Source organism: Algoriphagus namhaensis, assembly GCF_042649705.1.
Classification (GTDB): domain Bacteria; phylum Bacteroidota; class Bacteroidia; order Cytophagales; family Cyclobacteriaceae; genus Algoriphagus; species Algoriphagus namhaensis.
Genome location: NZ_JBHRZS010000002.1, coordinates 111736 through 136364, shown reverse-complemented (window position 1 = coordinate 136364; position 24629 = coordinate 111736). Strand labels below are relative to the sequence as shown.

Annotated in this window: 19 protein-coding genes; 16 read left to right on the top strand and 3 right to left on the bottom strand. The window is 43.3% G+C overall.

From position 1 onward, the window contains the following. Positions 1-24 precede the first annotated feature (24 nt). The 9 genes from ACFOSV_RS00620 (at position 25) to ACFOSV_RS00580 (ending at position 11922) form a co-directional block, all read left to right on the top strand. Positions 25-1029 (top strand): sialidase family protein, encoded by a 1005-nt coding sequence (locus ACFOSV_RS00620; protein ID WP_377902323.1) that lies wholly within the window; start codon positions 25-27, stop codon positions 1027-1029. Positions 1030-1037: 8 nt separating this feature from the next. Then, positions 1038-1994 carry a dihydrodipicolinate synthase family protein gene (locus tag ACFOSV_RS00615; protein ID WP_377902321.1) on the top strand — a complete coding sequence of 319 codons (957 nt, stop codon included), beginning with the start codon at positions 1038-1040 and terminating at the stop codon, positions 1992-1994. Positions 1995-2093: 99 nt separating this feature from the next. After that, positions 2094-3578 carry a sodium:solute symporter gene (locus tag ACFOSV_RS00610; protein WP_377902319.1) on the top strand — a complete coding sequence of 495 codons (1485 nt, stop codon included), beginning with the start codon at positions 2094-2096 and terminating at the stop codon, positions 3576-3578. 100 nt (positions 3579-3678) lie between these two features. Beyond that, complete coding sequence (locus tag ACFOSV_RS00605) at positions 3679-4305, top strand: ABC transporter ATP-binding protein (RefSeq protein WP_377902317.1); 627 nt, start codon at positions 3679-3681, stop codon at positions 4303-4305. After that, on the top strand, positions 4305-5366 hold the full coding sequence (locus ACFOSV_RS00600) for a hypothetical protein (RefSeq protein WP_377902315.1): 1062 nt from the start codon (positions 4305-4307) through the stop codon (positions 5364-5366). Before ACFOSV_RS00605 ends, ACFOSV_RS00600 begins: the two co-directional genes overlap by 1 nt. A 247-nt stretch (positions 5367-5613) precedes the next feature. Next, positions 5614-7083, top strand: a complete 1470-nt coding sequence (locus ACFOSV_RS00595) for a Gfo/Idh/MocA family protein (protein WP_377902313.1) — start codon at positions 5614-5616, stop codon at positions 7081-7083. A 160-nt stretch (positions 7084-7243) separates the two neighbouring features. Then, positions 7244-8089: a prohibitin family protein gene (locus ACFOSV_RS00590; protein ID WP_377902311.1), complete on the top strand. Its 846-nt coding sequence runs from the start codon at positions 7244-7246 to the stop codon at positions 8087-8089. A gap of 323 nt (positions 8090-8412) precedes the next feature. After that, entirely contained in the window at positions 8413-10572 is a 2160-nt protein-coding gene (locus tag ACFOSV_RS00585; RefSeq protein ID WP_377902309.1) for a S9 family peptidase, read from the top strand. 291 nt (positions 10573-10863) lie between these two features. Continuing rightward, positions 10864-11922 carry a hypothetical protein gene (locus ACFOSV_RS00580; RefSeq protein WP_377902307.1) on the top strand — a complete coding sequence of 353 codons (1059 nt, stop codon included), beginning with the start codon at positions 10864-10866 and terminating at the stop codon, positions 11920-11922. A 498-nt stretch (positions 11923-12420) separates the two neighbouring features. On the opposite strand, the gene ACFOSV_RS00575 is transcribed toward ACFOSV_RS00580, so the two are convergent. Continuing rightward, complete coding sequence (locus ACFOSV_RS00575; protein WP_377902305.1) at positions 12421-13788, bottom strand: hypothetical protein; 1368 nt, start codon at positions 13786-13788, stop codon at positions 12421-12423. A gap of 536 nt (positions 13789-14324) precedes the next feature. Between ACFOSV_RS00575 and ACFOSV_RS00570 the strand changes: the two genes are divergently transcribed. The 5 genes from ACFOSV_RS00570 to ACFOSV_RS00550 are packed head-to-tail and all read left to right on the top strand — an operon-like array spanning position 14325 to position 20810. After that, positions 14325-16760 carry an ABC transporter permease gene (locus ACFOSV_RS00570; protein ID WP_377902303.1) on the top strand — a complete coding sequence of 812 codons (2436 nt, stop codon included), beginning with the start codon at positions 14325-14327 and terminating at the stop codon, positions 16758-16760. 29 nt (positions 16761-16789) lie between these two features. Then, on the top strand, positions 16790-17293 hold the full coding sequence (locus ACFOSV_RS00565) for a DinB family protein (RefSeq protein ID WP_377902301.1): 504 nt from the start codon (positions 16790-16792) through the stop codon (positions 17291-17293). A 37-nt stretch (positions 17294-17330) separates the two neighbouring features. After that, complete coding sequence (locus tag ACFOSV_RS00560; RefSeq protein ID WP_377902299.1) at positions 17331-18374, top strand: serine hydrolase domain-containing protein; 1044 nt, start codon at positions 17331-17333, stop codon at positions 18372-18374. An 18-nt stretch (positions 18375-18392) separates the two neighbouring features. Then, entirely contained in the window at positions 18393-19784 is a 1392-nt protein-coding gene (locus ACFOSV_RS00555; protein ID WP_377902297.1) for an ADP-ribosylglycohydrolase family protein, read from the top strand. Positions 19785-19805: 21 nt separating this feature from the next. Then, positions 19806-20810, top strand: coding sequence for a Gfo/Idh/MocA family protein (locus ACFOSV_RS00550; protein WP_377902773.1), 1005 nt, complete (start codon positions 19806-19808; stop codon positions 20808-20810). 10 nt (positions 20811-20820) lie between these two features. On the opposite strand, the gene ACFOSV_RS00545 is transcribed toward ACFOSV_RS00550, so the two are convergent. After that, positions 20821-21201: a hypothetical protein gene (locus ACFOSV_RS00545; protein WP_377902295.1), complete on the bottom strand. Its 381-nt coding sequence runs from the start codon at positions 21199-21201 to the stop codon at positions 20821-20823. A gap of 137 nt (positions 21202-21338) precedes the next feature. On the opposite strand from ACFOSV_RS00545, the gene ACFOSV_RS00540 reads away from it, so the two are divergent. Continuing rightward, positions 21339-21833, top strand: coding sequence for a heme-binding domain-containing protein (locus ACFOSV_RS00540; protein ID WP_377902293.1), 495 nt, complete (start codon positions 21339-21341; stop codon positions 21831-21833). Between the two features lie 18 nt (positions 21834-21851). On the opposite strand, the gene ACFOSV_RS00535 is transcribed toward ACFOSV_RS00540, so the two are convergent. After that, positions 21852-22982: an endo-1,4-beta-xylanase gene (locus tag ACFOSV_RS00535; RefSeq protein WP_377902291.1), complete on the bottom strand. Its 1131-nt coding sequence runs from the start codon at positions 22980-22982 to the stop codon at positions 21852-21854. Between the two features lie 370 nt (positions 22983-23352). On the opposite strand from ACFOSV_RS00535, the gene ACFOSV_RS00530 reads away from it, so the two are divergent. Beyond that, positions 23353-24615: a DUF6600 domain-containing protein gene (locus tag ACFOSV_RS00530; RefSeq protein ID WP_377902289.1), complete on the top strand. Its 1263-nt coding sequence runs from the start codon at positions 23353-23355 to the stop codon at positions 24613-24615. Positions 24616-24629 lie beyond the last annotated feature (14 nt).

The window sequence follows — 24629 nt, the reverse complement described above, 5'->3', positions numbered from 1 at the left end:
CAAAAAAACTAAAATTATTAACCAATGAAATTTATTCTCTTTCTAATCGCGTTTTCTCTTGGACTAGTTTTTCAGGCTGAAAAGCCGAAGGAAATCAAAATCCTCCGATCGGAATTTATCTATGAATCCGCACCTTTTCCGGAATGTCATGCCTCCACCCTGGTGGAGACTAGCGATGGGATTTTGGCAGCTTGGTTTGGAGGAACACGCGAAAGAAACCCAGATGTGAGCATCTATACATCCAGACTTTCCGGTGAAAAATGGTCTACTCCTGAAATGGTCGCCGACGGAGTGGTGGATGAAAACTTGCGCTATCCTACTTGGAATCCTGTTTTGTTCCAAAATAAACCAGAGCAACTCACCCTCTTTTATAAAATTGGTCCCAGTCCTCGCGAATGGTGGGGCGCTTTCAAAACTTCCTCGGACGAAGGAAAAACCTGGAGCGAGGAAATCAAATTGGAAGAGGGCTTTTTGGGACCGATCAAAAACAAATCGGTCTTCCTTCCTAATGGAGACATTCTCCATCCTTCTAGCTTGGAAACCAGCAAAGTTTGGACAATCCATGTAGAAAAAAGCGATGCGAATCTAGAAAACTGGAGGAAAATAGAAATTGAAAATGGGAGCTTCAATGCCATACAGCCCACCGTTCTTTTCCTTCCGGGTGGCAAAATCCAACTACTTTCAAGAACCCAAGAGGGAAAAGTGGGTATCAACTATTCGGAAGACCAAGGCGAAACTTGGTCTCGGGTCAAAGGAAGCTCACTTCCTAATAATAATTCAGGTGTGGATGGAATCACGCTCAAATCGGGCTATCATTTATTGGTCTGTAATCCCCTTCAAAAAGGCAGAAACAAGCTCTCATTGATGGGTTCGGAAGACGGCAATACTTGGGAGGAGCTTTTAGTGCTGGAAGATCAGTCTTCTGGTGAATTCAGCTATCCGGCCATCATTCAAGCCAAGGACGGAACGGTTCATTTGACCTATACCTACAACCGAAAAAGGATCAAGTACGTCTCCCTCACGCTTTAATTTTTCCCATGTCCTATCCATTTAAAGGAATCATTCCCCCACTGATTACGCCCTTGCATTCGGACTTTTCACTGGATGTGGAGAGCTTAGAAAAAGTCATCGCACATGTGATCGAGGGTGGCGTTCATGGCGTTTTTATTCTTGGAACCACTGGAGAATTTGCCGGTCTGAGCCAAAAAACTAAGGCTACTCTGATTCGAGAATCCTCCAGAATCGTGAAGGGGCGAGTTCCGATTTTGGTTGGCATCAGTGACTGCTCCATTGAGGAAAGCTTGATTCTGGCAAAAGAAGCTAAGGATGCTCAAGCCTCGGGACTGGTAGCCACCACGCCATTTTACATGAATATTGGACAGGAGGAGCTGATCCAGTATTACGAAATACTCGCTGATTCCGTAGAATTGCCACTTTTATTGTACAATATGCCCGGCAATACGCAAATGCATATTGCTCCCTCCACTGCCGCTGCTTTAGCCAAACATCCCAAGATCATCGGGATCAAAGACAGCTCGGGAAACCTGACGACGTTTCAGTCTTTTCTCCATGCCTTGAGAGAGTTCCCTGATTTCGTTGTGCTGGTGGGACCTGAAGAAATCCTAGCCGATACCTTAGCCATGGGCGGTGATGGCGGAGTCACCGGTGGTGCAAATCTCTTTCCCCAGCTTTATGTGGGTCTCTATGAGGCTTTTCAAAAAGGGGAAATGGAAAAAGTAGCTGCTTTACAGGAGGCTATTGGCTTTCTCAGCGATCAATTGTACCAAAACGACACCTATTCCTCCAGCTATCTCAAAGGTCTAAAAGCAGCGATGAGTTTTGCCGGACTTTGTAAGGGAAATTTGGCTTTGCCGCTTTATGGATACTCAGAAGTAGAAAAAAAATCCCTTTTGGAGAAGTACGATATGGTGAAAAAGAGGATTGAGGGTTTGGGAATAGGGATTAGGAAACAGAGATTTGAGAATGGGGATTAGGGAATAGGTAATAGGTAGGGATAAGGGAATTGGATTTAGAAGACTGAGATTTGGTAATAAAAAGGAAAATAAGCTCGTCAACCGCAATAATGATTTGTAATGCTAGAAGCTCTTGATCTTCTTATTTTCGGAATATACTTAGCTGCGGTGATCGGATTTGGGGTTTCTTTTTCCTTCAGAAATCGGAATTCAAACGACTTTACCACCGGAGGTGGCAGGCTTCCTTCTTGGGCTTTGGGCATGTCGATTTTTGCGACTTTCGTTAGTAGCATCAGTTTTTTGGCTTTGCCGGGAAATGCCTTTGGTGGAAATTGGAACAGCTTTGTATTCAGTCTGTCTATCCCCCTAGCAGCCTGGATTGCGGTCAAGTTTTTCGTGCCTCACTATCGAAAGTTACAGTCCGAATCTGCATATTTCTACCTAGAGGAGCGTTTTGGGCTTTGGGCAAGAATTTACGCCTCGATTTTTTATCTCCTCACCCAACTCGCCCGAATGGGTGCCATTCTCTATCTCTTGGCCTTGCCCATGCAGGCACTTTTTGGATGGAGCATTCCGCTGACCATCGGAGTTACCGGTTTTAGTGTGATTGTCTACTCTATGTTTGGGGGCTTGGAAGCAGTGGTGTGGACGGATGCGATTCAAGGCTTGATTTTTATCTCGGGAGCTTTGGCTTGTTTGGGAGTGATTTTTTGGAGCATACCTGGTGGAGCGAGTGAAGTTTTTTCGTCGGCGATGGAAGCTAATAAATTCAGTTTGGGTTCTTTTGATCTGAATTTTTCTAGCTCTACGTTCTGGATGATTTTAGTCTATGGACTTTTTATTAATCTGCAAAATTTCGGAGTGGACCAAAGCTATGTGCAGCGCTATGTCTCTGCAAAAACTGATCAGGATGCTATTAAATCCACCTGGCTGGGGGCTTTGCTTTATGTGCCGGTATCCTTGTTGTTCTTTTTGATCGGAACGGCTCTTTGGGCTTTTTATCAAGCCCAACCTGCGTTGATTCCCGCAGAAATCGCCAGCAAAGCCGATCAGGTTTTCCCTTACTTTATTGTCAATCAATTGCCCGCAGGGCTTACGGGACTGCTGATCGCTGCGATTTTTGCCGCAGGCATGAGCACCGTTTCTACCAGTATCAATAGCTCGGCCACCCTGATTCTGTCGGATCACTACAAGAAGTACATCCACCCCAACCCTTCAGAATCCACCTCCCTTTCGGTACTACGAATAGCCTCCTTGATCATGGGACTGGGAAGTATTTTGATCGGCTGGGCTTTTAATGGCGTGAACTCCGCCCTAGAGACTTGGTGGGCTTTGGCATCCATTTTCAGCGGAGGAGTTTTGGGCTTGTTTTTGTTGGGTTTTATCCTTCGGAAAACGAGTAGTCGCCAAGCGGCATTTGCCGTGCTAGCGGGGGTTTTGGTTATCGGATGGATGAGTTTACCCGCTATTCTTACCCTTGCAGGAAAGGAAGCCAGCTCGGAGCAGCCCCTCCACTCAAATATGACCATTGTGATGGGCACCTTGACGATTTTTATAATTGGCTTTGTGTTGAGTTCGGTTTTTGGAAGGGGAAATAGGAGCTAGGGAAATTGTAGCCCATCTCTCCAATTCACATTTTTTAATAGCTAGCTATTCTTACAATTTCCTACTTTGACTATTCGAAAATCAAAGGTCAATCACCCTTATGCTTGAAATCTCTCAATTCAAAAAAGTCTATTCCACAGGTTTTCAGCTTCATATTGAAGACTTAAAATTAGATACGGGAATTCATTTGATTAAAGGGGAAAATGGATCAGGAAAATCCACGCTTCTCAAAGCCATTGCGGGAATTCATGATTTCGAAGGAGATATTATTTGGAATGGGATCTCAATAAAAAGTAGTCCAGTAACTTTCAGAAAAAAGGTAAACTACTCAGACGCTGAACCTCATTTTCCAAATTTCCTCAGCTTAGATGAGCTAATCCGATTCAGCCTTAAAACTAAAGGCGGCTTAAAAACCCAAGTGGAATCTCTCAAAAGAGAATTCCGAATTGGAGATTTTTCCAAAAACCCAATCTCCTCCTACTCTAGCGGAATGCTAAAAAAAGCGGGCTTAATCCTAGCGTTTTTGGGTGATCCAAGCTTGATTATTTTGGATGAACCCTTCACAACCATTGATCTTGAAGCGCAGGAGCATTTGCGGAGTTTGATTCTAAACGCTCGAAAAAGAGGAATCAGCTTTTTGATTACGGGACATCTGGCCAATGTAGAATCACTTCTTGAATACGACTCCATTCTGGAAATTTCTGATGGGAAAATCACCGAGACCTAATGCGGGAGATTTATATAAAATCATTTGTTGCATCATTTTACAAGGCCTTTTTGGGATTTTTTGTCCTGGTGCTTCTGATCGTTGGGGTCTTTATGGAATACAAACAGCATGTCCTAGTGGCCGAGCGACTCCTCCAAAGTGATTTTGGTTATATCACTATATTGCTCGCATTATTGACCTATTCTTTTTTTCAAATTCGGTTCCAACTCACACTTCTAAATGAACCAAAGTATCGGGTTTTTCAAAATTTAGCTTTCCTCTCAAAAAAAGATTTCTTCATCTTCTATTTCACACAGTGGGTTTCAAATAACCTCCTGATCTGGATTTATGGCTTGTTTTTAACCTTTATAAGTTTTGGTTTAGGCGCTTCGTACAAAGTCCTTGTACTGTGGAGCACGCTCTTGTTGATTTTCGCGATTGGCCTAATACTTATATATCAAAAGGTTCAAAAACCCATTCCGGAACGCGTCATCCGCGTATCTAAATTGTTTCCCATTGTCCCCTACCCATTTTGGTTCTTAACACATTTGAAAACGGATAGACCCTTGCTTTTGCTGGGGATCAAAGCACTTTCCATTCTGCTTTTGAATGCCTTTCTATTTTCATTCTCCTCGGGTAGCTATGATTTGCGATGGGTTCAGTTTGGATTACTTTGCTCGGCCTATATTCATATTCCCATATGGATGGACAAGGTTGAATTTGATCAAGATCGACTGGCTTTCTTTAGGAATTATCCCAGACCTATCTCCTCCAAACTCCGCGATCATCTAATTAATGCTGGAGTTCTACTTTTTCCGGAAGTACTTATTTTACTGATGAAATTTGGATGGGGAGGTTTGAGCCTTGATTTGATCATACTATGTGGCTTTTGGCTGGCATTGAATCTTGCACTCTATGGTCTGATCCAGTGGAAAAGATGGCAAATGGGCTGGGAAAGGATGGCCTTGATCGCATTTTTCGGAATTTTCCTTTTGACGATTTATGGTGCCCCAGCGATAATAATTTTAGTTTTTCTTTCCTTCTTTTTTTTGGCACGGATTCGCTCCACACAATGTCTTTGACTTGGTGAAACAAGCAATGAACTACAGAATCTTTGCATGAATTGCGGCTTTTACACCAAAAGCCTTTTTCTAGGATTAGAATTCACTATTTTAGAATTGCTAATAACCAAAAACTATTAAATCTAAAAAATCCAGTATTTCGTCAGCCTAGCAATGCATTCCGAACCGAGGACAATCGGATTCCTAATTGCTTGTAAACAACGATTTACGAGATTCCATTTGACGATTAAAAAACAACAATAATCCAATGAAAAAACCTAATAAACCTTCCTCAGGACAGACTCGACGGGATTTTATCAAAAATGCCGCTCTCGCCTCTTCAGTTTTTATCGTACCTCGACACGTACTCGGTGGCGTGGGCTATACCGCCCCATCTGACCAGCTTGTACTGGCTGCCATCGGCTCCGGCGGAAAAGGTGCCAGTGACATCGAACTTGCTTCAGTCGGTGGACGAGAGCGAGTGATTGCACTTTGTGACGTAGATTTTTCAGGCTCCGCAAAAAGATCAGTAGAGCGTTTTCCAGATGCTAAACTCTATGCAGATTATCGCGAAATGCTCGATAAAGAAACAGATATCGATGCGGTAACCATATCGACTCCTGATCACGTGCATGGGCCTGCTGCCAAATATGCCATGGATCGCGGCGTACATGTCTATGTACAAAAGCCCATGACACATAATATCTCTGAAGCCAGAATGCTTACCGAGTTGGCACGGGAGAAAAAAGTGGTGACCCAAATGGGAAATCAAGGTGGATCAAACCCATTACTCAAACTGGTACAACGCTGGATTGATGAAGACAAGATTGGAGCAGTAAGCAAGGTTCAGGTATGGACCAACCGACCTGTATGGCCACAAGGTGGAGCTTTCCCAGCTTCGAATGCCGGAGCAAAACCGGATGATTTAGATTGGGACTTATGGCTCGGACCTGCACCTGAAATTCCTTTTACCCCGAATTTACATCCATTCAATTGGAGAGGTTGGTGGGATTATGGAACAGGTGCCCTGGGTGATGTAGGATGTCACTTGATTGATATTCCATTTAGAACTTTGGGACTGAAATACCCAACCGATGCCGAGTGTAGCGTGGGATCAGTTTTCAGTCAAATGTGGACTCCAGACTACCATCCCGATGGCTGTCCGGCTTCTTCCTTTATCACGCTTCACTTTGATGCCACTCCGAAAAGTAAATCCAGAATCGAAATGACCTGGAGTGATGGAGGAATTCGTCCATCCCATCCAGACATCATCCCTGCCGATGATGACATCGGAGGCGCTGGTTCAGCAAATGGTGTACTCATCATGGGTGAAAAAGGAATTATCAGCACCAATATCAATGACTCTTCTCCTTTGATGCCAAAACTCTATTTGAATGACGGAACCAAAGAAGAAGGTCCACAATCCGAGGAAGGATTTGAGCGTGAATATGGACATCAGAGACTTTGGGTGGAAGCTTGTAAGGCTGGGTTTGGAAGTGCAGAGCACAAAGGATTGACCTCCTCCTTCGACTATGCCGGACCAATGACTGAGACCGTTTTGATGGGTAATCTAGCGATCCGAAGCTATATGCTCAGACGTGAAAATGAGCAAGGCCGTCAGGAATTCTTCGCTCGTAAGAAACTTCTATGGGACGGAGAAAATATGCGCATCACCAATATGGAAGAAGCCAATCAATTTGTGACACGAGTGTATCGTGATGGTTTTGGAATGGGGTGAGCCATCTGAGAGAACTAATTACAAGCCGGCCCAGTGGTCCGGCTTTTTTTATGGGTAGTCAAATCAAAAAAGTACATATCCCCTAATCAATTAAGAAGGGAGAGAGGGAAAAGGGGCTTTTTCCATTGGGAAAAGGCTACCTTGTTTGGGTATTAAAAAAATGAAAAAAATGGATATTGACGATTTAAAAAATGAAATGCGTGGCGGCTCTTGGAAGCCGATAATTATAGTAGGACTTTCCCTGTTTTTGCTGGTTGTTTTGAAGCCTTGGGTACAAGTAGGAGCCGGAGAGCGAGGTATAGTCTTGAACTTCGGAGCGGTTCAAAACACCGTTTTGGGCGAGGGAATCCACTTTAGAGTGCCCATTATGCAAACCGTGGTACTGATGGACGTAAAAATCCAAAAGGCCATCACCGATGCAGCATCCGCTTCCTCTGACCTTCAAGATGTGGATCTTGCGGTGGCGCTAAACTATCACGTGATTCCCGAGGAGGCCAATACAGTTTACCAATCCATTGGTATCCAATTCAAAGAGCGGATTATTGATCCGGCTATTCAAGAAGTGATGAAAGCGGTAACGGCACGCTACACGGCGGAGGAATTGATTACCAAGCGACCGGCAGTAAGTTCAGAGATGAAAGGCGAACTTACCTCTAGACTTCTCGAGTCAAACATTGCTGTGGATGCCTTTTCTATCGTGTCTTTTAGCTTTTCGCAGACCTTTACCGACGCCATTGAAGCGAAGCAGACTGCAGAGCAAAACGCGCTGAAAGCCAAGCGGGACCTCGACCGAATCAGAGTGGAAGCTGAGCAAACTATCGCTGCGGCTACCGCTGAAGCTGAAGCCTTAAGACTTCAAAAGATGAATATTTCGCCTGATTTGATTGAATTGAGAAAAATCGAAGCGAACCTAAAAGCCATTGAAAAATGGAACGGTATTTTACCCGAGGTTACGGGTGCCGGTGCCATTCCATTTATTGGCGTAGGCGGGACGAAGAACAATTAAGTATCTATTCTTCAACTATTGAAAAGGCGTGTTTTGGGATGAAAATCCTAAAGCACGCTTTTTTTGTTGATTGAGCACCATCAGACTTCATAAACTTCCCTTTGGAACGAATTCATTCGAACAGCTCACCCGTTGGAACGACCATCTTTTTGCTCTATCTTCACCTCCCCAGCCACACTGGAAGATGAAAAAAATCGACTTGGAACGCTTTCAGAAAGCGTACGATTCATTTGCCAGAGCGCTAGTTGAGCAGGATAAAATCAGTTTACCAGAAGTCATCGAAACGTGTTTTTGAGATGACTTCCAAACCATTCAGCAAACACATGAAACATACCTCTTTTTGGCAAATAGGGATAGTGATAGTCCTACAGTTGGCGATGCCCTCAATCCTAACAGCACAGGAAGCAGAGCTCACGCTTGATGACCTCTTCGCCACGCCAAAACTAACGGGAACAAGCCCTTCAAGTCCTGCATGGGCACCCAACAGCGAGCACTTTGCCTATTCCTGGAGTGAGCCTGGAAATTCTGGGCGTGGCCTATGGGTATTCACGAGCGATGGGAAGGCGGTACCTATCAGTTCCGAAACGGCTTCCCCATCCGTGCGAGATATAGTCTGGACGGTCGAAAACACCATCCTCAGCCTGAGAGGTAACCACCTCTGGCAGACCTCACTGCCACAAGGAGCCGAGCGCCAGTTGATGCCCGTCGAGGCAGGTGCAAGTAATCTGTCCTTATCGCCAAGCGGCACCCAAGTGGCTTATCTACAGGACGGCGACCTATGGCTTGCTGACTTCCCTTCCAAAGCGAATCGTCAGCTTACTCAGATCGGTATCGCCAGTCTCTCGAGCTTACCGAAAGGACGCTATAGTCGGCCGGAGCGCGAAATCGGTCCAGGTATCTGGAGTGGACCAACTTACAAGTGGTCACCGGATGGCAAGACCATCGCAATTCACGTAGTTGACCGCCGCGAGATGCGAAAGGTGCCGTTCCCGAATTACCTCGCTGAAGAAACAAATCCCAACGAGGTAAGACGAAGTTACCCAGGTGATCCTAACGAGATTCGTCGAGTTGGCTTGCTCGATGTAGCAAGTGGTACGATTACGTACCTCGATTTGCCAGACCCGCACGCCAACCAGGTCATTGACTTCAACTGGTCACCGAACGGTGCTTTGTTGATTGATATCGCATCCGACACCGCAGTTGAACGTAAGTTGTTCGTTGTAGCCCCGGGAGAAAGCCAACCGCGCGAGATCTGGCGAGGAGTCCGAGAGAGCCGCATGTACACCTCGTTTGGATCCACATGGCATCCGGATGGAAAGCAGGTTATTTTCTTAAGCGATATGGGTGATCGCTATGGCCTGTATACGATCGATGCCTCACCGTCTAAGGATCGTCCTCAGCTCCTAACAGATCCAACTTACGACGTGCTGTCTTCCCCTAATATCGCTGGAAACACACTGTTTTATGCAGGGAACGGTGTGAATCCCTATGAACAACACGTGTATCGCCTAAAAATGTCCGGTGGCGATCCCGAGCAGGTGACGCGTCTTTCTGGCCAAAACGTAGGCTACCCCTCACCGGATGGGCAGCACTTGGTGTTCATGCACAGCAACGACACCTCACCGCCCGAGCTTTACCTGGTCAGCAGCAATGATGCTGACGCAAAGCGTTTAACTCAGTCCCCTTTGCCTGCATTTACGGAGCGAACCTGGGCGGCTGCGGACTACGTGAGTTTCCCCAGTCTTATAGATGACTACACGCTGCATGCCCGGATTCTAAAACCTACTAATATGCAGCCTGGTAAGAAGTATCCAGTGCTCTTTGGGCCCGTGTATTCGAATACCGCCAGAAACCGCTGGGCCGGCAACTACAGCCTCGTACAGCATCTGTTGGCCAAGAAGGGGTATATTATTGTGCAGGTGGATTCACGTGGTAGCAATGGGTATGGTCGGGCGTTTCGTGAAGAATTCCTGCTAGGCTTTGCCGGTGAGGATATTGAGGATTACGCAAGTGCTGTGGCCTATATGGAGTCACTGGATTATGTCGATCCTGATCGCATCGGTATTTGGGGCAGCAGCTATGGTGGCACACTCTCAGTTTATTCGCTATTGATGAAGCCAGGATTATTCCAGGTAGGCGTGGCTGCAGCGGCGGCCGTTGACCCACTGTTCTTTGGCACGGACGACGTGGCGATTGTTCGCACTCCACAGACACAACCGGAGATTTTTGAAAGAAAAGCACTCAAGTATGCAGCAAATCTGCAGGATAAACTCCTGTTTATTCACGGTATGCAAGACCATGTGGTACCCTTCAAGACAGTGGCTGTGCTAGCTGAAGAGCTGATTAAACAAGGTAAGGACTTCGACTTTGCCTTTGCACCGGGTGCGACGCATGGATGGAGCCGTGAGCAATATTACGATCGCTACTTATTTGGCAAGATGATCGAGTACTTTGACCGACACCTGGCTGAGCCGGAAAAGTAGATGTTTGCCAGCCGGCAGGCTGATTTGCAGGAGTCTCTAAGGCGTTGAGGAGCGATACCCTTAGCAAGGTCTGGACAGCCCGTACGAGAGTATTTACACTTATCTGTTTTTAGGAATTTGTAATGTCCAATCTATTGACCTGAATCCGTTTTGGCGATTCGCCCTTTTCTCGATGCAAAGAAAAGAATAGAAAACGATCGCGCCTACAAGCTTCACCAGGAGTCGGTTGAATATGTAATTAAGATGGCTATATTGATTTAATTAATTAGGTAAATAGAAAACATACATATTTTGAAACACAAACAGAATTTCATTAAATCTCTTGTATTGGCTGCTGTAACCTTGACACTGTATGCATGTGGACCTTCGGCACCACCTTTAGCAAGAGGTGTGGTTTTAGGTGAAGGCTTATTAAAAATAGATACTCTTTTTTCTCAAGAAAAATTAGGAAACGTAACTGCTCTTGAAATTATGGAGAATGATTCGCTGCCAACTCAAATATTGGTTGTGGGACAAAAGGGGGCTTCTTTAATCAATGAAAAAGGGGAAGAATTGAATTACCTTTCATTTGAATACGGAGACAGACTTATGGGCCTGGGAAATGTGCAGCCTGTTTTTAAAGAAGATGGAATAATGTATTTTAACCGTGGTGGTGGGTGGGGGCCTGTGTCCTTTCACGACCAAAATGGAAAAAAATTGTGGGAGTTTTCAAATCATTCACCCGATGATGCAGCAATAATTGATTTAGATGGTAGTGGAGACTATGAGTTCATAATTGCAACTGGAGCTGATGGCTTATTTGCTTTTAATAAAATGGGAGAACAGATTTGGCTGGAGGAAGTTGGGAATGTAACGAGTGTAGGTGTATTCAAAGAAAATGGAGTGCCATTTATTGTTCACAACGATCAGGAATCTATTCTAATAAGATCAGCTAATGGAAAGCTAATTAGAACGCTGGATATACCAATTGCTAATGCCTATTCGTTTGAAATTGATGAATATAAAGGAGAACAAGCCATTTTTGGGGTGCACAATGGAAAACTGTCTATTTCCGACTTTTATGGAAATGAATTACATAGTTTTCCAATCTTAAGAGAACACTTTAATTCCTGCAAGTATATTGAAAGCACCTTATTAGGTACTGAGAAACCAGGGAGTATCGTCGCAAACCGTGTTCGAAGAGACGATTCAGAATGGTATCTCTATGATCAAAATGACTCACTTATATTCAGTGAGCGCTACAATGCATGGAATCCTGTTATCAATGAGTATTCTTCAGGTTCTGAGATTCGATTACTCATTGGAAGTGATAATGGTTTAGTGAAAGTCTATACTAAATCATCTAATTAATAAACTCCCAAAAATAAATTTGCTTTGAATTAGTGTGGAAAGTAATTCAGCTCATTCTATATCCATCAGCAAATTTGAAAATCAAAAAATATAGAAATCAACCCTCTTCCAGTTTTGATTTTCCAGATAATCCGCAGAGGTTTTGGTTTTACTTCCTAGATTTTTTGGATGCGGAAAAGAAAGTGAATTAAAAAGCTATCGTAATCTAAAACTCTACGCTAGGAGTCGGTTGGATAGATAACTAAAAGAAATCAAGTTTAGCTAATTGAAAAAATATCCCATTCTAGGGGATAGCGCAAAGTCATCAAAAAGTCGAAATAAATAAAGATTAAAGTCAATTCCAGAAAGAAGGAATGGGGACTCATCAGTTCTTTTCTATCTTAAAAACATTGAGCTGGAAATAGCACTGCTCTGCAAACAGATTCAAAATGAATATATCCAATCATAATTTCACAGAGCTTTCAATTTCGTTTAGTCCTTTAATCCTAAAAAGATTCATTAATCATTCCCCACAAAATTGGCTCTTCCAAAAAATCTTCGGTTCACGAAGTTATTGAGATTAGAACCAAAACGATAATTAAACCCAAATCTGGAGTCGACGGTATAGGCCGAAGGTAACGTTACCCTCCCGCTCAAAATATCCTGTTCGGTGAAATCTCCTGCTGCTAAGTAAATCTGGTCCTTGACGTAGTTGCCTTCTGCCCTCACGAAGAAAGAAAAGTTACCGGTGACACGGACTTCAGCACTAACATTCAAACCTGTGGACCAAGAGCTAAAATCATCCAGATAATTTCTGATACGATACCCCACTTCCAGATTACCCCAACGTTGATTTAGTCCCAGACTGACTCTCAAACTATGGAGGACCCTAGTTTCGTCAAGAACACCGGAAATCGTCTCTTCGACATATCTATTATTCCTCACTTCAATTCCATAATTCGCTCTTAGAAATCTGGAATTCTGCACTGATTCTGGGAAAAAATTATACTCTATGGCAGGTCTAACGCTGGTCTGAAATTGATAATTTAAACGGGTGTTTTGACGCCCTGCCATATCATATCCATAAGACCATTGGGGTGAAATAGACTTCACCAATTGGTGACTAAATCCAAACTCTGACACATCAAAACTATTCTCGACATTATCGATGATCTGGTTACCGTCTTCACCAAGGACTGGGTTACCATTATCATCCACACGTGGTACTTTTTGAATCGTTCTTCTCAGCCTTTCATCGACTCTCCCGTTTAGCGAGATTTTCCATACATCCGTGATACGGTTAATATTAAAGTTTCCACCAAGATTGATGTCCCTGCTCAATTCCTCCACTTCAATATTCGCATCTCCCCCTAAATTAAAAACCCAATAATTCCAGGGATCATAGGTTTCCGTGACTTCGTCATCTATGATGCCAGTCCCTGATTTCATATTGATTTCGATATTTTCTCCAGCCAGAGTTTTCGCCACATACGGAGCCAAACCTAATTTGATAAATCGGGTAAGTCTCTCACGCACTTCAAAATCAGTATCCGTCTGTTTGGTATTTACATAGAGGGTATCGCTTCTGCCTGCATGGATATTTTGTTGACCGATAAATAGAAGTTGATATTGTCTTCCACCCCCACCAGATCTGTTATTGTTAATTAACACAAAGACATCAGCCGTTTGATTATCCAAGTAGAAGTCAACTGCAGTTATTTCTGTTCTGATAAAATCCATATCACAACCCCCATCTCTCCGATCGCAACCATCAATAAACACTCTGAGTTTATTGGGTCGATTGTTATTATCAACTAGCGTTTGACTGATGGAAGGGGTAGCCAATGCAAAAAAGGTCAGAAGTAATAGTATGGGTAATTTACTCATCTAAATAGGGTTTATACTTATTGATCGATTCCTTTCGATCAAGATTAAATTCCAGATATCAACCTTTACAACATATTTCGCTCCTAAAAGATTGAAAATGAGTGTTCATTTTACATGAATGGATTAAGCAGATCAAAATCCTGCCCTTTGCTTCTCATTTTCTTAAATCGGGTATTTAATCTTCCTTTTGCTGAAATAATAAAAGGATTTGTTTTAAGCGCGGGGTTTGATGCAAGGCTGTACTAGGAATTACTTCGCAAGATATCCACTTACTACATGTGCATACAATCAAAACAATCATTAACGGCTCTTTAGATATTCGAGCGGTAGGGTTGCTCCCCTTGTTTGGTGTCATTACAGACACATAATCTGAAGCGGCACCTTTGCAACAAATCTAAATTCCCATTTTCGGACAATTTCGCCCGAAATAGAAATCTTTAAATCCTGCAAAAGTGGCGATATGGCCCAGATAGCACACTTTTTTCTGGCAAGACTTTGGCCTCTAGATTGAATACCAGAAACAGACATCACCAGATATGCTGAGGCATTATATCAAAACTACCCTTCGGGGAATCAAATTTCATCCCTTTTATTCACTAATCAGTATTCTAGGCTTGGCTGTAGGATTAGCCTCATGCATGCTGATTTTCAGCTACTGGTCACAGCAAAATAGCTACGATCAATTTCATTCGGACTTCGATAGAATTTATAGAATATCCGAGGAAAAAATTTTAGAAAGTGGGAGCCTAGTATCCTCCGCAAGCACCTATTCCAAAGTAGGTGAAAAGCTTAAAAATGATTTTGCAGGTGCCGAGGCCGTCTTGCGGATGCATAGAGCAAGTCAAAATACTAGCATTCAGTACGGTGAAGAAGTTTTTGTGCAAGAAGGAATAACGGGAGTGGAAAATAGCTTCTTCGATTTTTTTGATTTTTCCTTCCTCGCTGGCTCTGTCGAAGCCTGGAAAAACACTCCTCAATCTGTGATCTTAACCGAAACTCTTGCTTATCGAATTTTTGGAAATATCGACCCTGTTGGCAAGGCGATTGTCATCAATGGAGTCTACGGCAGCTATCAGGCAAATGGATATGAAGAATTCAAAAACTACACTGTGGCTGGGGTAATCCGAGATTTGCCTTCCAACACGCACCTCGACTTCACCGCCTTGATCTCACTCAGCATTTATGCCAATCCAGACCAAGAGTTTTCAAATTGGGGAAATTCACTCTACACCTATGTAAAGCTTCCCGCCGAAGGAGGATTGGATGAACTTCAAACCGCTCTTGCTGACATCAGCACCGAGGTCTTTCCAGAATCAGGATTGAAATTTAATCCAATGCCACTGGAGGATATTCATCTCAAATCAAGCCTTCTAAACGAATTTAAATCAAACGGAAATGAAGATTTACTGCTTTTACTAGCAGCATTGGCCATTTTGGTTCTCTTGATCGCCAGTTGCAACTACGTGAATTTTGCAACCGCACGAGCCATTCAGCGACAAAAAGAAATCGGACTACGAAAGATCTTTTGGGCAGGGAAATTTCAACTTTTCTCCCAGCTTCTCACGGAAGCCTTTCTCGTCAATTTCATCGCAATTGCCATCGCAATTCTCGGCATCATTCTGATTAATCCGATTTTAACGGATATTACTGGAATCGATCTTTTAGGCGAATTAACCCACAGCATAAACGGAATCTCTGTCCTAGCGATTTTGGTCATTGCTATTCTCTTGACAGGAATTTATCCTGCTTTTTTGGTCTCCAAAAGCTCCTTAAAAGGTATTTCCATCCAATCGCAAAAACAGCTTAAAATTCAGCGACCTGTGGTTGTTTTTCAATTTGCTATATCAATTTTCGTCATAGGTTTTACCCTACTGATTTCCTCCCAATTGAACTATATGCAAGAGAGCGGATCCGGTTTTGATCTGGAAAAGACTTTGGTGATCACCGGGCCGAGCGTAGAAAGTGATGAGTTCAACCTGGACCAGCGTCTGACTACTTTCCAAAACGAGCTCAAAAATAATTCTCGAGTTAATGGGGTCACTAGCGCGAACTTTATCCCCGGCAAAGAAATTCGTGGTCAAGCCGAAGGTTATGTGAGACAATTATCCGCGCCAGAAAGTGAGGCCAATACCTATTCGTTTACTCAGGTTGACCCAAATTTCATTTCTGAATTTGGATTAGAAATGGTGACAGGAAGGGCTTTTGACCCAGCGAGCGGAGATAGACAGTCTATCATAGTGAATGTAGAAGCAGCAAAGCTTTTAGGTTTTGGCTCACCAGAGCAAGCGGTGGGGCAGCGGATTCATTACCGGATGAACAGAACTCCTGAAATCATTGGAGTGATCCAGAATTTTCATCAATTTTCTTTACGAGAAGCCTATCAGCCTATCATTTTTGAATTGCGCGATCAGCCAGACTCCTTCATTTATTTGAAATACAACACCACAGCAGAGGCAAGTCTGCTCGCTGAGGTTGGTGAGCAGTGGAAGCAATCTTTTCCAGGCAATCCATTTAATTATTTCTATCTCGATGAATTCTACAGCAAGCAATACCAGCAAGACGAGAACTTCTTTAAGGTTTTTAGGATTTTCTCGGGACTTGCCATTTTCCTTGCCGCTTTGGGATTCTTTGGGCTGACTTACTTTTTGGCTACAGCCAAAGTCAAAGAAATAGGAATTCGAAAAACCCTCGGAGCCGAACTCAAAGACATCATTAACATCCTAGGCAAAGGGACCCTTCCTTCCTTAATTATCGCAGCAATAGTGAGTATCCCGACAATTTATCTTCTAGGGGATAGTTGGTTGGAAAATTACGCCTTCCGAATTTCAATAGGTTGGTGGATGCTGATTGTTCCTGTATTGGCTTTTGCCTTACTTTCTTTTGTCCTTATCTTGATTCAATCTGTTCATAGCTATCGTACAAACCCAATAATAGCTCTTCAAGAGGGAAGCGAGGGACGATTAGATAGTTAAAAAATAAAGTGCTCATTTATCAATCTACTATGAAAACTCCTGTCTTGTTCTCGCTTATTTTTCTTTTTTCTCTTTCTGCGCTTCAAGCTCAGAGTCAAAATGAATTTTTCGAAAAACAACTGAAATACTCTCACGATACCGAAAATTGGTATCCTTCTTTATCCGTCGCAGTGGACGGTCTGACTGCCGAGCAAGCCAATTGGAAGGATGATTCGGAAAATCACTCCATAGGTCAGTTACTCTCGCATCTGACCTTTTGGAATGGTCGACTCCTTGAATCCATGCAAGGTGGCACCCCTCCTAATTTCAATGGGAACAATGATGAAACCTTTGACGCTTTCGATGAGGTGGGTCTAGAGCTCCAAATTCAAGACCTCGATTCGATCATGACAGCAATGGAAAAGAAAACGGCTGAAATGACTCCAAAAGAAATCGAGGGCTGGGGAGAAACCCTGGCCAACATCGCTTCACACAATGCCTACCATATCGGACAAATCGTTTTTATCCGAAAGCAAAATGGGTGGTGGAGATAAACTAGCTCCCGCTTTTATTTAACCTAACTTTACTACTATGGATCGGATTAAACCCCTTAGTTTATGCACCATAAGCGTACTTCTTTTCCTTTCCTACACCGCTTCAGCTCAAACCCTGAAGCAAGCTACTGAAGTCAACAGCATTATCCAGACAAACCAAATCCCCGGAATTTCACTGGCCTACATTGAAGCCGGAGCTATGAAAATAGAGCTAGCCACAGGCAAAAAATCAGAAACCGAGACTGTAGGAGGCGAAACGGTCTTTTCTGCAGCATCCCTTAGTAAGCCTGTTTTTGCCTATTTAGTGATGAAATTGGTCGATGAAGGAACCCTGGATTTGGACACACCTTTGTCGGAATACTATGAGTATGTGGATCTGAAAGGTCAAAAAAGCTATCCAAAAGTCACCGCAAAAATGATTCTGAGTCATACGAGCGGACTGCCTAACTGGAGAAAAAACAAGTTGAAATTCATCCACGAGCCAGGTGAAAAGTACAGCTATTCCGGCGAAGGCTATGTCTGGCTCCAACGGGTAGTCGAAAACTTAAAAAAGAAATCCCTAGAGCAACTAGCTCAAGAACACGTTTTTGATCCATTCGGGATGGATCGTACCAGCTATATTTTCTCCGAAAAGCTCTCTGACGATTTCAGCATATCATTCAAAAAAGACGGAGAGGCACGACCAAAAACAATTCAAGGCCAAGCTAATGCTGCGGCAAGTTTACAGACTACCGCGAGCGATTACGCCAAGTTTTTAATAGCTTTACTAAATGGGGAAGGGATACCAAAAGAACTTCAGGATCAAATGTTCACGCCGGTCAAACCTGTAAAAGAAAAAGAAAAAAATCCCCAAATCTTCTGGGGATTGGGTGTTGGGATTCAAAAAACTCCGGCTGGCACTCAGATCTTTCAATGGGGTGACAACTGGACCTTTAAAGGTTATTTCACAGCAAATATCAAAGATAAAAACGGCTTGGTCTATTTCACCAATAGTGAAAATGGCTTGATTCCCGTAAGAGAATTAGTAGGAACTTACCTTTCCGACCCACAACCTGCCGCTGACTGGCTGGATTACCACTGACAGAAACATCTAGAAATTATGAAGCTTAGACATTCATGTTTTGCCCTTGTGGCCTTGATTCTATTTTCCTGCTCTTCGAAAGAAGAGTCCCTTGAAGTAGTCAAAGACCCCAATCTAGAATACCTACCCTACACTCCCGCCCCAACAGATTTAGTCCTATCGAGGGAAAAGTATGCCAACCAGCTCTACGGTTTTTGGCTTGGTCAATGCATTGCTAATTGGACTGGGTTAATTACTGAAATGGACAAAATTGGCGGTGAAGGAGTAGACGGAAAAGGGGCCGGATTTTATACTCGCGCCAACTGGGGAGGAAAAGATCAGCCAGCGATCTGGGAAGATCCCGGAATGGACATGGGAAGGAAAATTGATTTCGTTTTAGAGCCTAAAACAAGTATTTGGGGAGCAGATGATGACACAGATATTGAGTACATCTATCAGTACTTAATGTATACCAACCAAACTACTCAATTGAGTCCAGAGCAGATTCGAGATGGCTGGATGAAGCATATTTACTCGGATGACAACACCCCTTTTATTGGGAAAGATGGCGTCTCAAAGGAGAACTTCCTCTGGGTATCTAATCAAACTGCGCATGATCTGATGATTAAAGGAATGGTTCCACCTGCCACAGGGGATCCGGCAAACAATCCAGATTACGAGATGATTGATGCACAATTGACCACAGAGATTTTTGGGTTCTTTGCTCCCGCAAAACCAAGTCTGGCCAGAGAGATAGCCGAACTCCCGATCCGTACCACTGCGAGGAAAAATGCTGAATGGGCTGCTCAGTTTTACGTGACTATGTATAGTCTTGCAGCTGCCGTGGATAGTACCCAAGCAATAGAAGACCAGATTTTATGTTTGGCGGAAGAAGCCAGAAGCGTACTGCCCGAAGGATCAGCGGTGGCACATATGTACGACTTTGTCAAAGAAAGCTACGAGCAAAACCTACCCTGGGAAAGTACCCGGGACAGCCTACATGTTAAATACCAGATCAATCAGGAAGCGGGGTACGATTGGTACGAAAAAGACCCTGTTTGCCATGGCTGCTTTGCTGGAGGCATCAACTTTGGAGCGAGTTTGGTCAGTTTATTTTATGGAGAGGGCGATCTCCGAAAGACCATTCAAATCGGTGCTTTGGCTGGTTGGGATTCAGATAATCCTACCGCCACTTGGGGTGGACTGATTGGTTTTTTGATTGGGAAAGAAGGAGTGGAAGAAGCATTTGGAAGCGACCTTTCAAATCGCTTTAATATTCACCGAACACGGGGAGGATTTCCAAATGAGGGAATTGACACCTTTGAAAATATGGCTCAAATAGGTGTCTTTATTGTGGATAGAATGGTGCAGGAGCGCATGGGTGGCGGAATAGATTTGGAAAAGAACGCCTGGTTGATTCCAAAAAATTAAATCTTGACAAAAGTTAATACCATGGGTTACCAAAAGCTAACTGAAATCAGATGGGGAATCATAGGTGTGGGCAATGTCTGCGAAGTGAAGTCTGCTCCTGCGATGAATCTAATCCCGCATAGTCGGATGGAAGCGGTAATGCGTAGAGATGAAAAAAAGGCCCAGGATTACGCTGCCAGACATGGTGTCTCGAAATGGTACTCAGATGCTCAGCAACTTATTGATGATCCGGGAGTGAATGCCATCTACATAGCCACACCTCCTAATGTGCACTTAGAAATGACAAAACTCGCCGCCAAAGCGGGTAAGCCAGTATATGTGGAGAAGCCAATGGCAAGAAATCATACAGAATGTCTGGAAATGATAGCTACATGTGAAAAAGCAGGCGTCCCGCTTTTCGTGGCCTATTACAGAAGGCGTCTTCCCCATTTTGTGAAAATCAAGGAGCTACTTGACAATGGTGTGATAGGAGAAATTAGAACTGTACACATCAATCTAAAGCAATCCCTCAAGAATGACCTGATAGCCAACTCAGAGACCAACTGGCGAGTCCTCCCAGAGATAGCAGGAGGTGGCTATTTCTTCGATCTCGCCTCTCATCAACTGGATTTATTGGACTTTTTCTTTGGACCAATTGCGGCTGCATCAGGCTTTTGCTCAAATCAAGCTGGGGTTTACCCCGCCGAGGATATTGTGATGGGGAGTTTCGCTTTCGAAAACGGAATACTCGGATCTGGAAACTGGTGCTTTACGACAGAGGAAAATTCATCCATAGACGAAATAAAAATTTATGGGTCAGCGGGTGAAATCAGGTTTGAAACATTTGGACAAGGAGAATTTGACTTGAGAAAAACGAATGGAAAGTGGGAGGAATTTCGGTTCGATCTCCCCAAGCATATTCAGCAGCCTTTGATCCAAAGTATAGTAGAAGTGCTTCGTGGGGAAGGAAAATGTCCGAGTACCGGCGAATCAGGTGCTCGAGCGAATTGGGTAATGGATCAACTTACCAGCAATCGCATAGCTTGAATAATTTGAATCATTCTTTGGGCTCTGCCAAATCAAAATCTAGGATCATTTTGGTTTCGTCAATTAGGAGTTGTCTCAAGAAAAAATCACTCATCTTTTCATCCTTTAGAAACTGATTCAAATCAATCCCAATAGTATCGGCCTCCTTATCCCATAAAATCCCAGGCTTGTCCAAATCAAGAAATTTATCTAGGATGAAATTTACCACAGCGTTCATTTTGTAAAAAAATGTGACCCCTTTGGGTCTGACTTCAGTCAGAAACAAGTGTAGTTTTACCCCTGAATGTCTTAGAGTCAATTGATTCTCTCCCGGAAAATCAACTTTGATTTTCTTTTTAGAAAAATTTTGAATCAAGCGCTGAACTTCGTCCTGAGTAAATACTAAAAGCATGACAGTTTCAAATTGAACATGGTGGAAATTAAACCTTTTGACAAAATATTTATCTAATGTTCTGGATTCTTGGACAAAATTTGATGAGATTTCATATGAATTGATTGAAATAGTTTTTCACCCCTAATTCCCCAGCCATGATAAAGAAAATTACAATAGGACTGATTGTAGTCCTCGTTTTAATCCAGTTTATTCCTTACGAGAAAAATACCAGCAACGACCAAACCTTTGATATCTCTACGAGCTATGAGGTTCCTGAAAATGTACAAGCAATTTTCAAGAATGCCTGTAATGACTGTCACACCAATAATACAGTGTACCCTTGGTACAGCAATATTGAACCGATCGGCTATTGGCTCAATGATCATATAGTAGATGGAAAGCGGCATTTAAACTTTTCAGAGTTTACAAAACTCCCACTAGCTGTACAGAATCATAAACTCGAAGAAACTATCGAAATGGTAGAAAATGGCGAAATGCCGTTGGATGATTACACAAATTTTGGCCTTCATCCCGAAGCTAACTTAAGTGCTGAACAAAGAGAGCTCATAATCGACTGGGCCAAAGACCAGATGGCTATGCTTGCAGCAACTTATCCTGCTGATAGCTTGGTTATGAAAAGAAGAAATTGAGCTTAGATACCTTGGCTTTTATCTTTTCACCATCTTTTCGAAGGCTTCAAAGGCCTCACTTTTTGGTAGAAACTCCCGATCAAAAAGCAAAGGATAATTGGTCCGGCCCCGGACTGGCCAATTGTTGAGCCAACTCTCCCCATCATTAATCCCCCAGAAAGTCACCCGGCTGATTTTGTCGCTGTGGGTGAGATACAATTTGAAAATATCACCATACCGCTGAATCAGCTCCTTGTGGATTTCTTCCGGTAGTCCCGCAGCAAATGGATTGAATTCTGCTTGAAACTCATAGCTTTTTGCCAAATCAGCTCCTATGGCCTCCCTTGGCCGTTTCAGAACATCCACATCCAGCTCGGTGATCATCACTTTAAAACCCGCCGCATGGATTTCCTCGATTCCCTTTTCGATTTCCGCAATACTCGGGCTGCGCAGCATATAATGTCCTTGCATCCCGATCCCATCGATTCGAATCCCTTCCGCTCGCATTTCCTTGGCTAAAGCCAAAATTGCAGCTCGCTTTTTAGGAAGAAAGACGCTGTAATCATTGTAGTATAATTCTGCATCGGGATCCATTTCATTTGCTTTTCGAAAAGCAGTTTTGATAAAGTCCACACCTGCGATTTCAAACCACTTTGACTTTCGAAATTCCCCATTATCTTCAATTGCTTCATTGACCACATCCCAACCGTGGATTTTGCCGCGATATCTACCCACCACGGTTTCGATATGACTTTCCAAAGTTTTGAGAAGTTCCACCTTAGTTTTTGCACTGCCATCTTCTCTTTCAAAAACCCAATTCGGTACCTGCTGATGCCAAGCGAGCGTATGACCCACAACGAAGGCATCTAAACTTTGTCCTAATTCAATATAGAGATCGCCAAACTCAAAATCATATCGATCCGGCTCCGGATGAACCTTGATCCACTTGAGCCCATTCTCAGGACTGATACTAGAAAAATGCTTTTTCAAAACAGGTAGTGCCCTAGCCTCTCGCCCATCCACTTCTTGGTAATTTAGCGCAGCTCCCACATGAAAATCATCTTCAAAAAGATCTTTCAATCCGGTGACATTTTTGTGGGTAAAAGCTAAAATCCCAATCAAAAAACTTATGGAAATAGCGAAGATTGATTGAGGTAGAAGATTTTTCATGACTTATGGGTTTGAGTCTAATTTCCGATTTTTTTTTTGAAAGGGCTCTTTTTTTAAATAGGAATCTCAGTAAATGAAGGAGATCAATGGAGCTTTTAGAAATTTTATACTTTTCTTAATTCTAGTTAATCTATTTTTTTACTTATTAGAAGTTAATTGAATTACTATTTTTAATAAAGATGAGATATGATAGATAACCTTATTTAATTTTTACTCGTTTTTTTTACCCTAACAGAGATTTATTTTATATAAGATGCGAAAATGGCTTGATTTTAGATAATGTATGCATGCATCCTTTATCAAAGAAAATGCATCTAGTATGTAAAGGGACAAACCACCTTCCAAGTATTCACCTCTAAACCAAACTATCATGAAAAAGCTCAAATCAAAAAATTGGATGGCTTACCTCCTTTCACTTGGATTAGCCCTAGGTATGTTAACAATGCAGCAGACAAAAGCCGAAACCTTCAATGGAATCAATTTTCAGGTTTTTTACAATGAATTGCTTCCATACGGGGACTGGGTTCAAGACCCTATCCACGGTCCCGTGTGGCTACCAGCCGTAGGAGTAGATTTTCATCCTTACGCAACTGATGGGCATTGGGCCATGACCGAATTCGGAAACACTTGGGTGTCTTATTACGATTGGGGATGGGCGCCTTTCCACTACGGAAGATGGTATTATGACAATTTCTACAGAAGCTGGGCATGGGTACCGGGATACGAATGGGGGCCTGCATGGGTGAGCTGGAGAACAGGCGGAGGATTTTACGGTTGGGCTCCTTTACGTCCTGGCCTATCCATCAACGTCTCTTTTGGAATACCTCACGCATACTTTGTCTTCCTGCCACGTCAGCGAATCTATGAGCCATATGCCTTCAGGTATTTTGCTCCTAGAAGACAGCGCATACGGATTTATAATCAAACCACCATTATCAATAACACTGTGGTTTACAACAATAATCACTATGTAGCTGGCCCCTCAAGAAGAGAAATCCAGCAGGTAACTCGACGAAACGTCCCTGTATATAAAACGCAAGAAACTGGGCAAAGAGGAAGAAGATTGGTGGCACAAAATGGAACGGAGATGAACAAAGGGCGTATTTCCCAAAGTTCTACTGCAAGATCCTCTCGAAATTCGAATTCAGATGTGAGATCGTCTAGGGAGGTTTCACCTAGAAGCAGAGACCTTGCTCAACCGAGAAGCTCTAAGCCTGTCTTGGAAAATCAAAGCAGATCGACTCGAAGTCTTTCCAAGCCTTCAAGAAGTGATGCTAGTAGCCCTCGATTCGAGACTAAACCTTACAGCGAGCAGAATAGGACTTCGACAAGAACCGCTCCTTCGAGATCTGCCCAGCCTGCCACTCGAACTCAGCCACGAGTGAATCAGCGCGAAAGTGCTCCAAAGACATCGAAACCGGCCGTGAGATCTTCGAGGAGCTCTTCCAAAAAGGTGGAGTCCAGCAGGAGCAGTACTTCAAGTCGTAAGTCAGTGGCTCGACCCTCAAGTACGTCCTCAAGACAAAAAGTGTCTCCAGCTCCGAGCAGCAGATCAAGTTCCACTACAAAAAGTAGTAGTTCTACTCGAAGCAGCACTTCTAGCAGAAAGGCCGGATCAGGTAGAGGTAATTGATTTGATTTGAATAA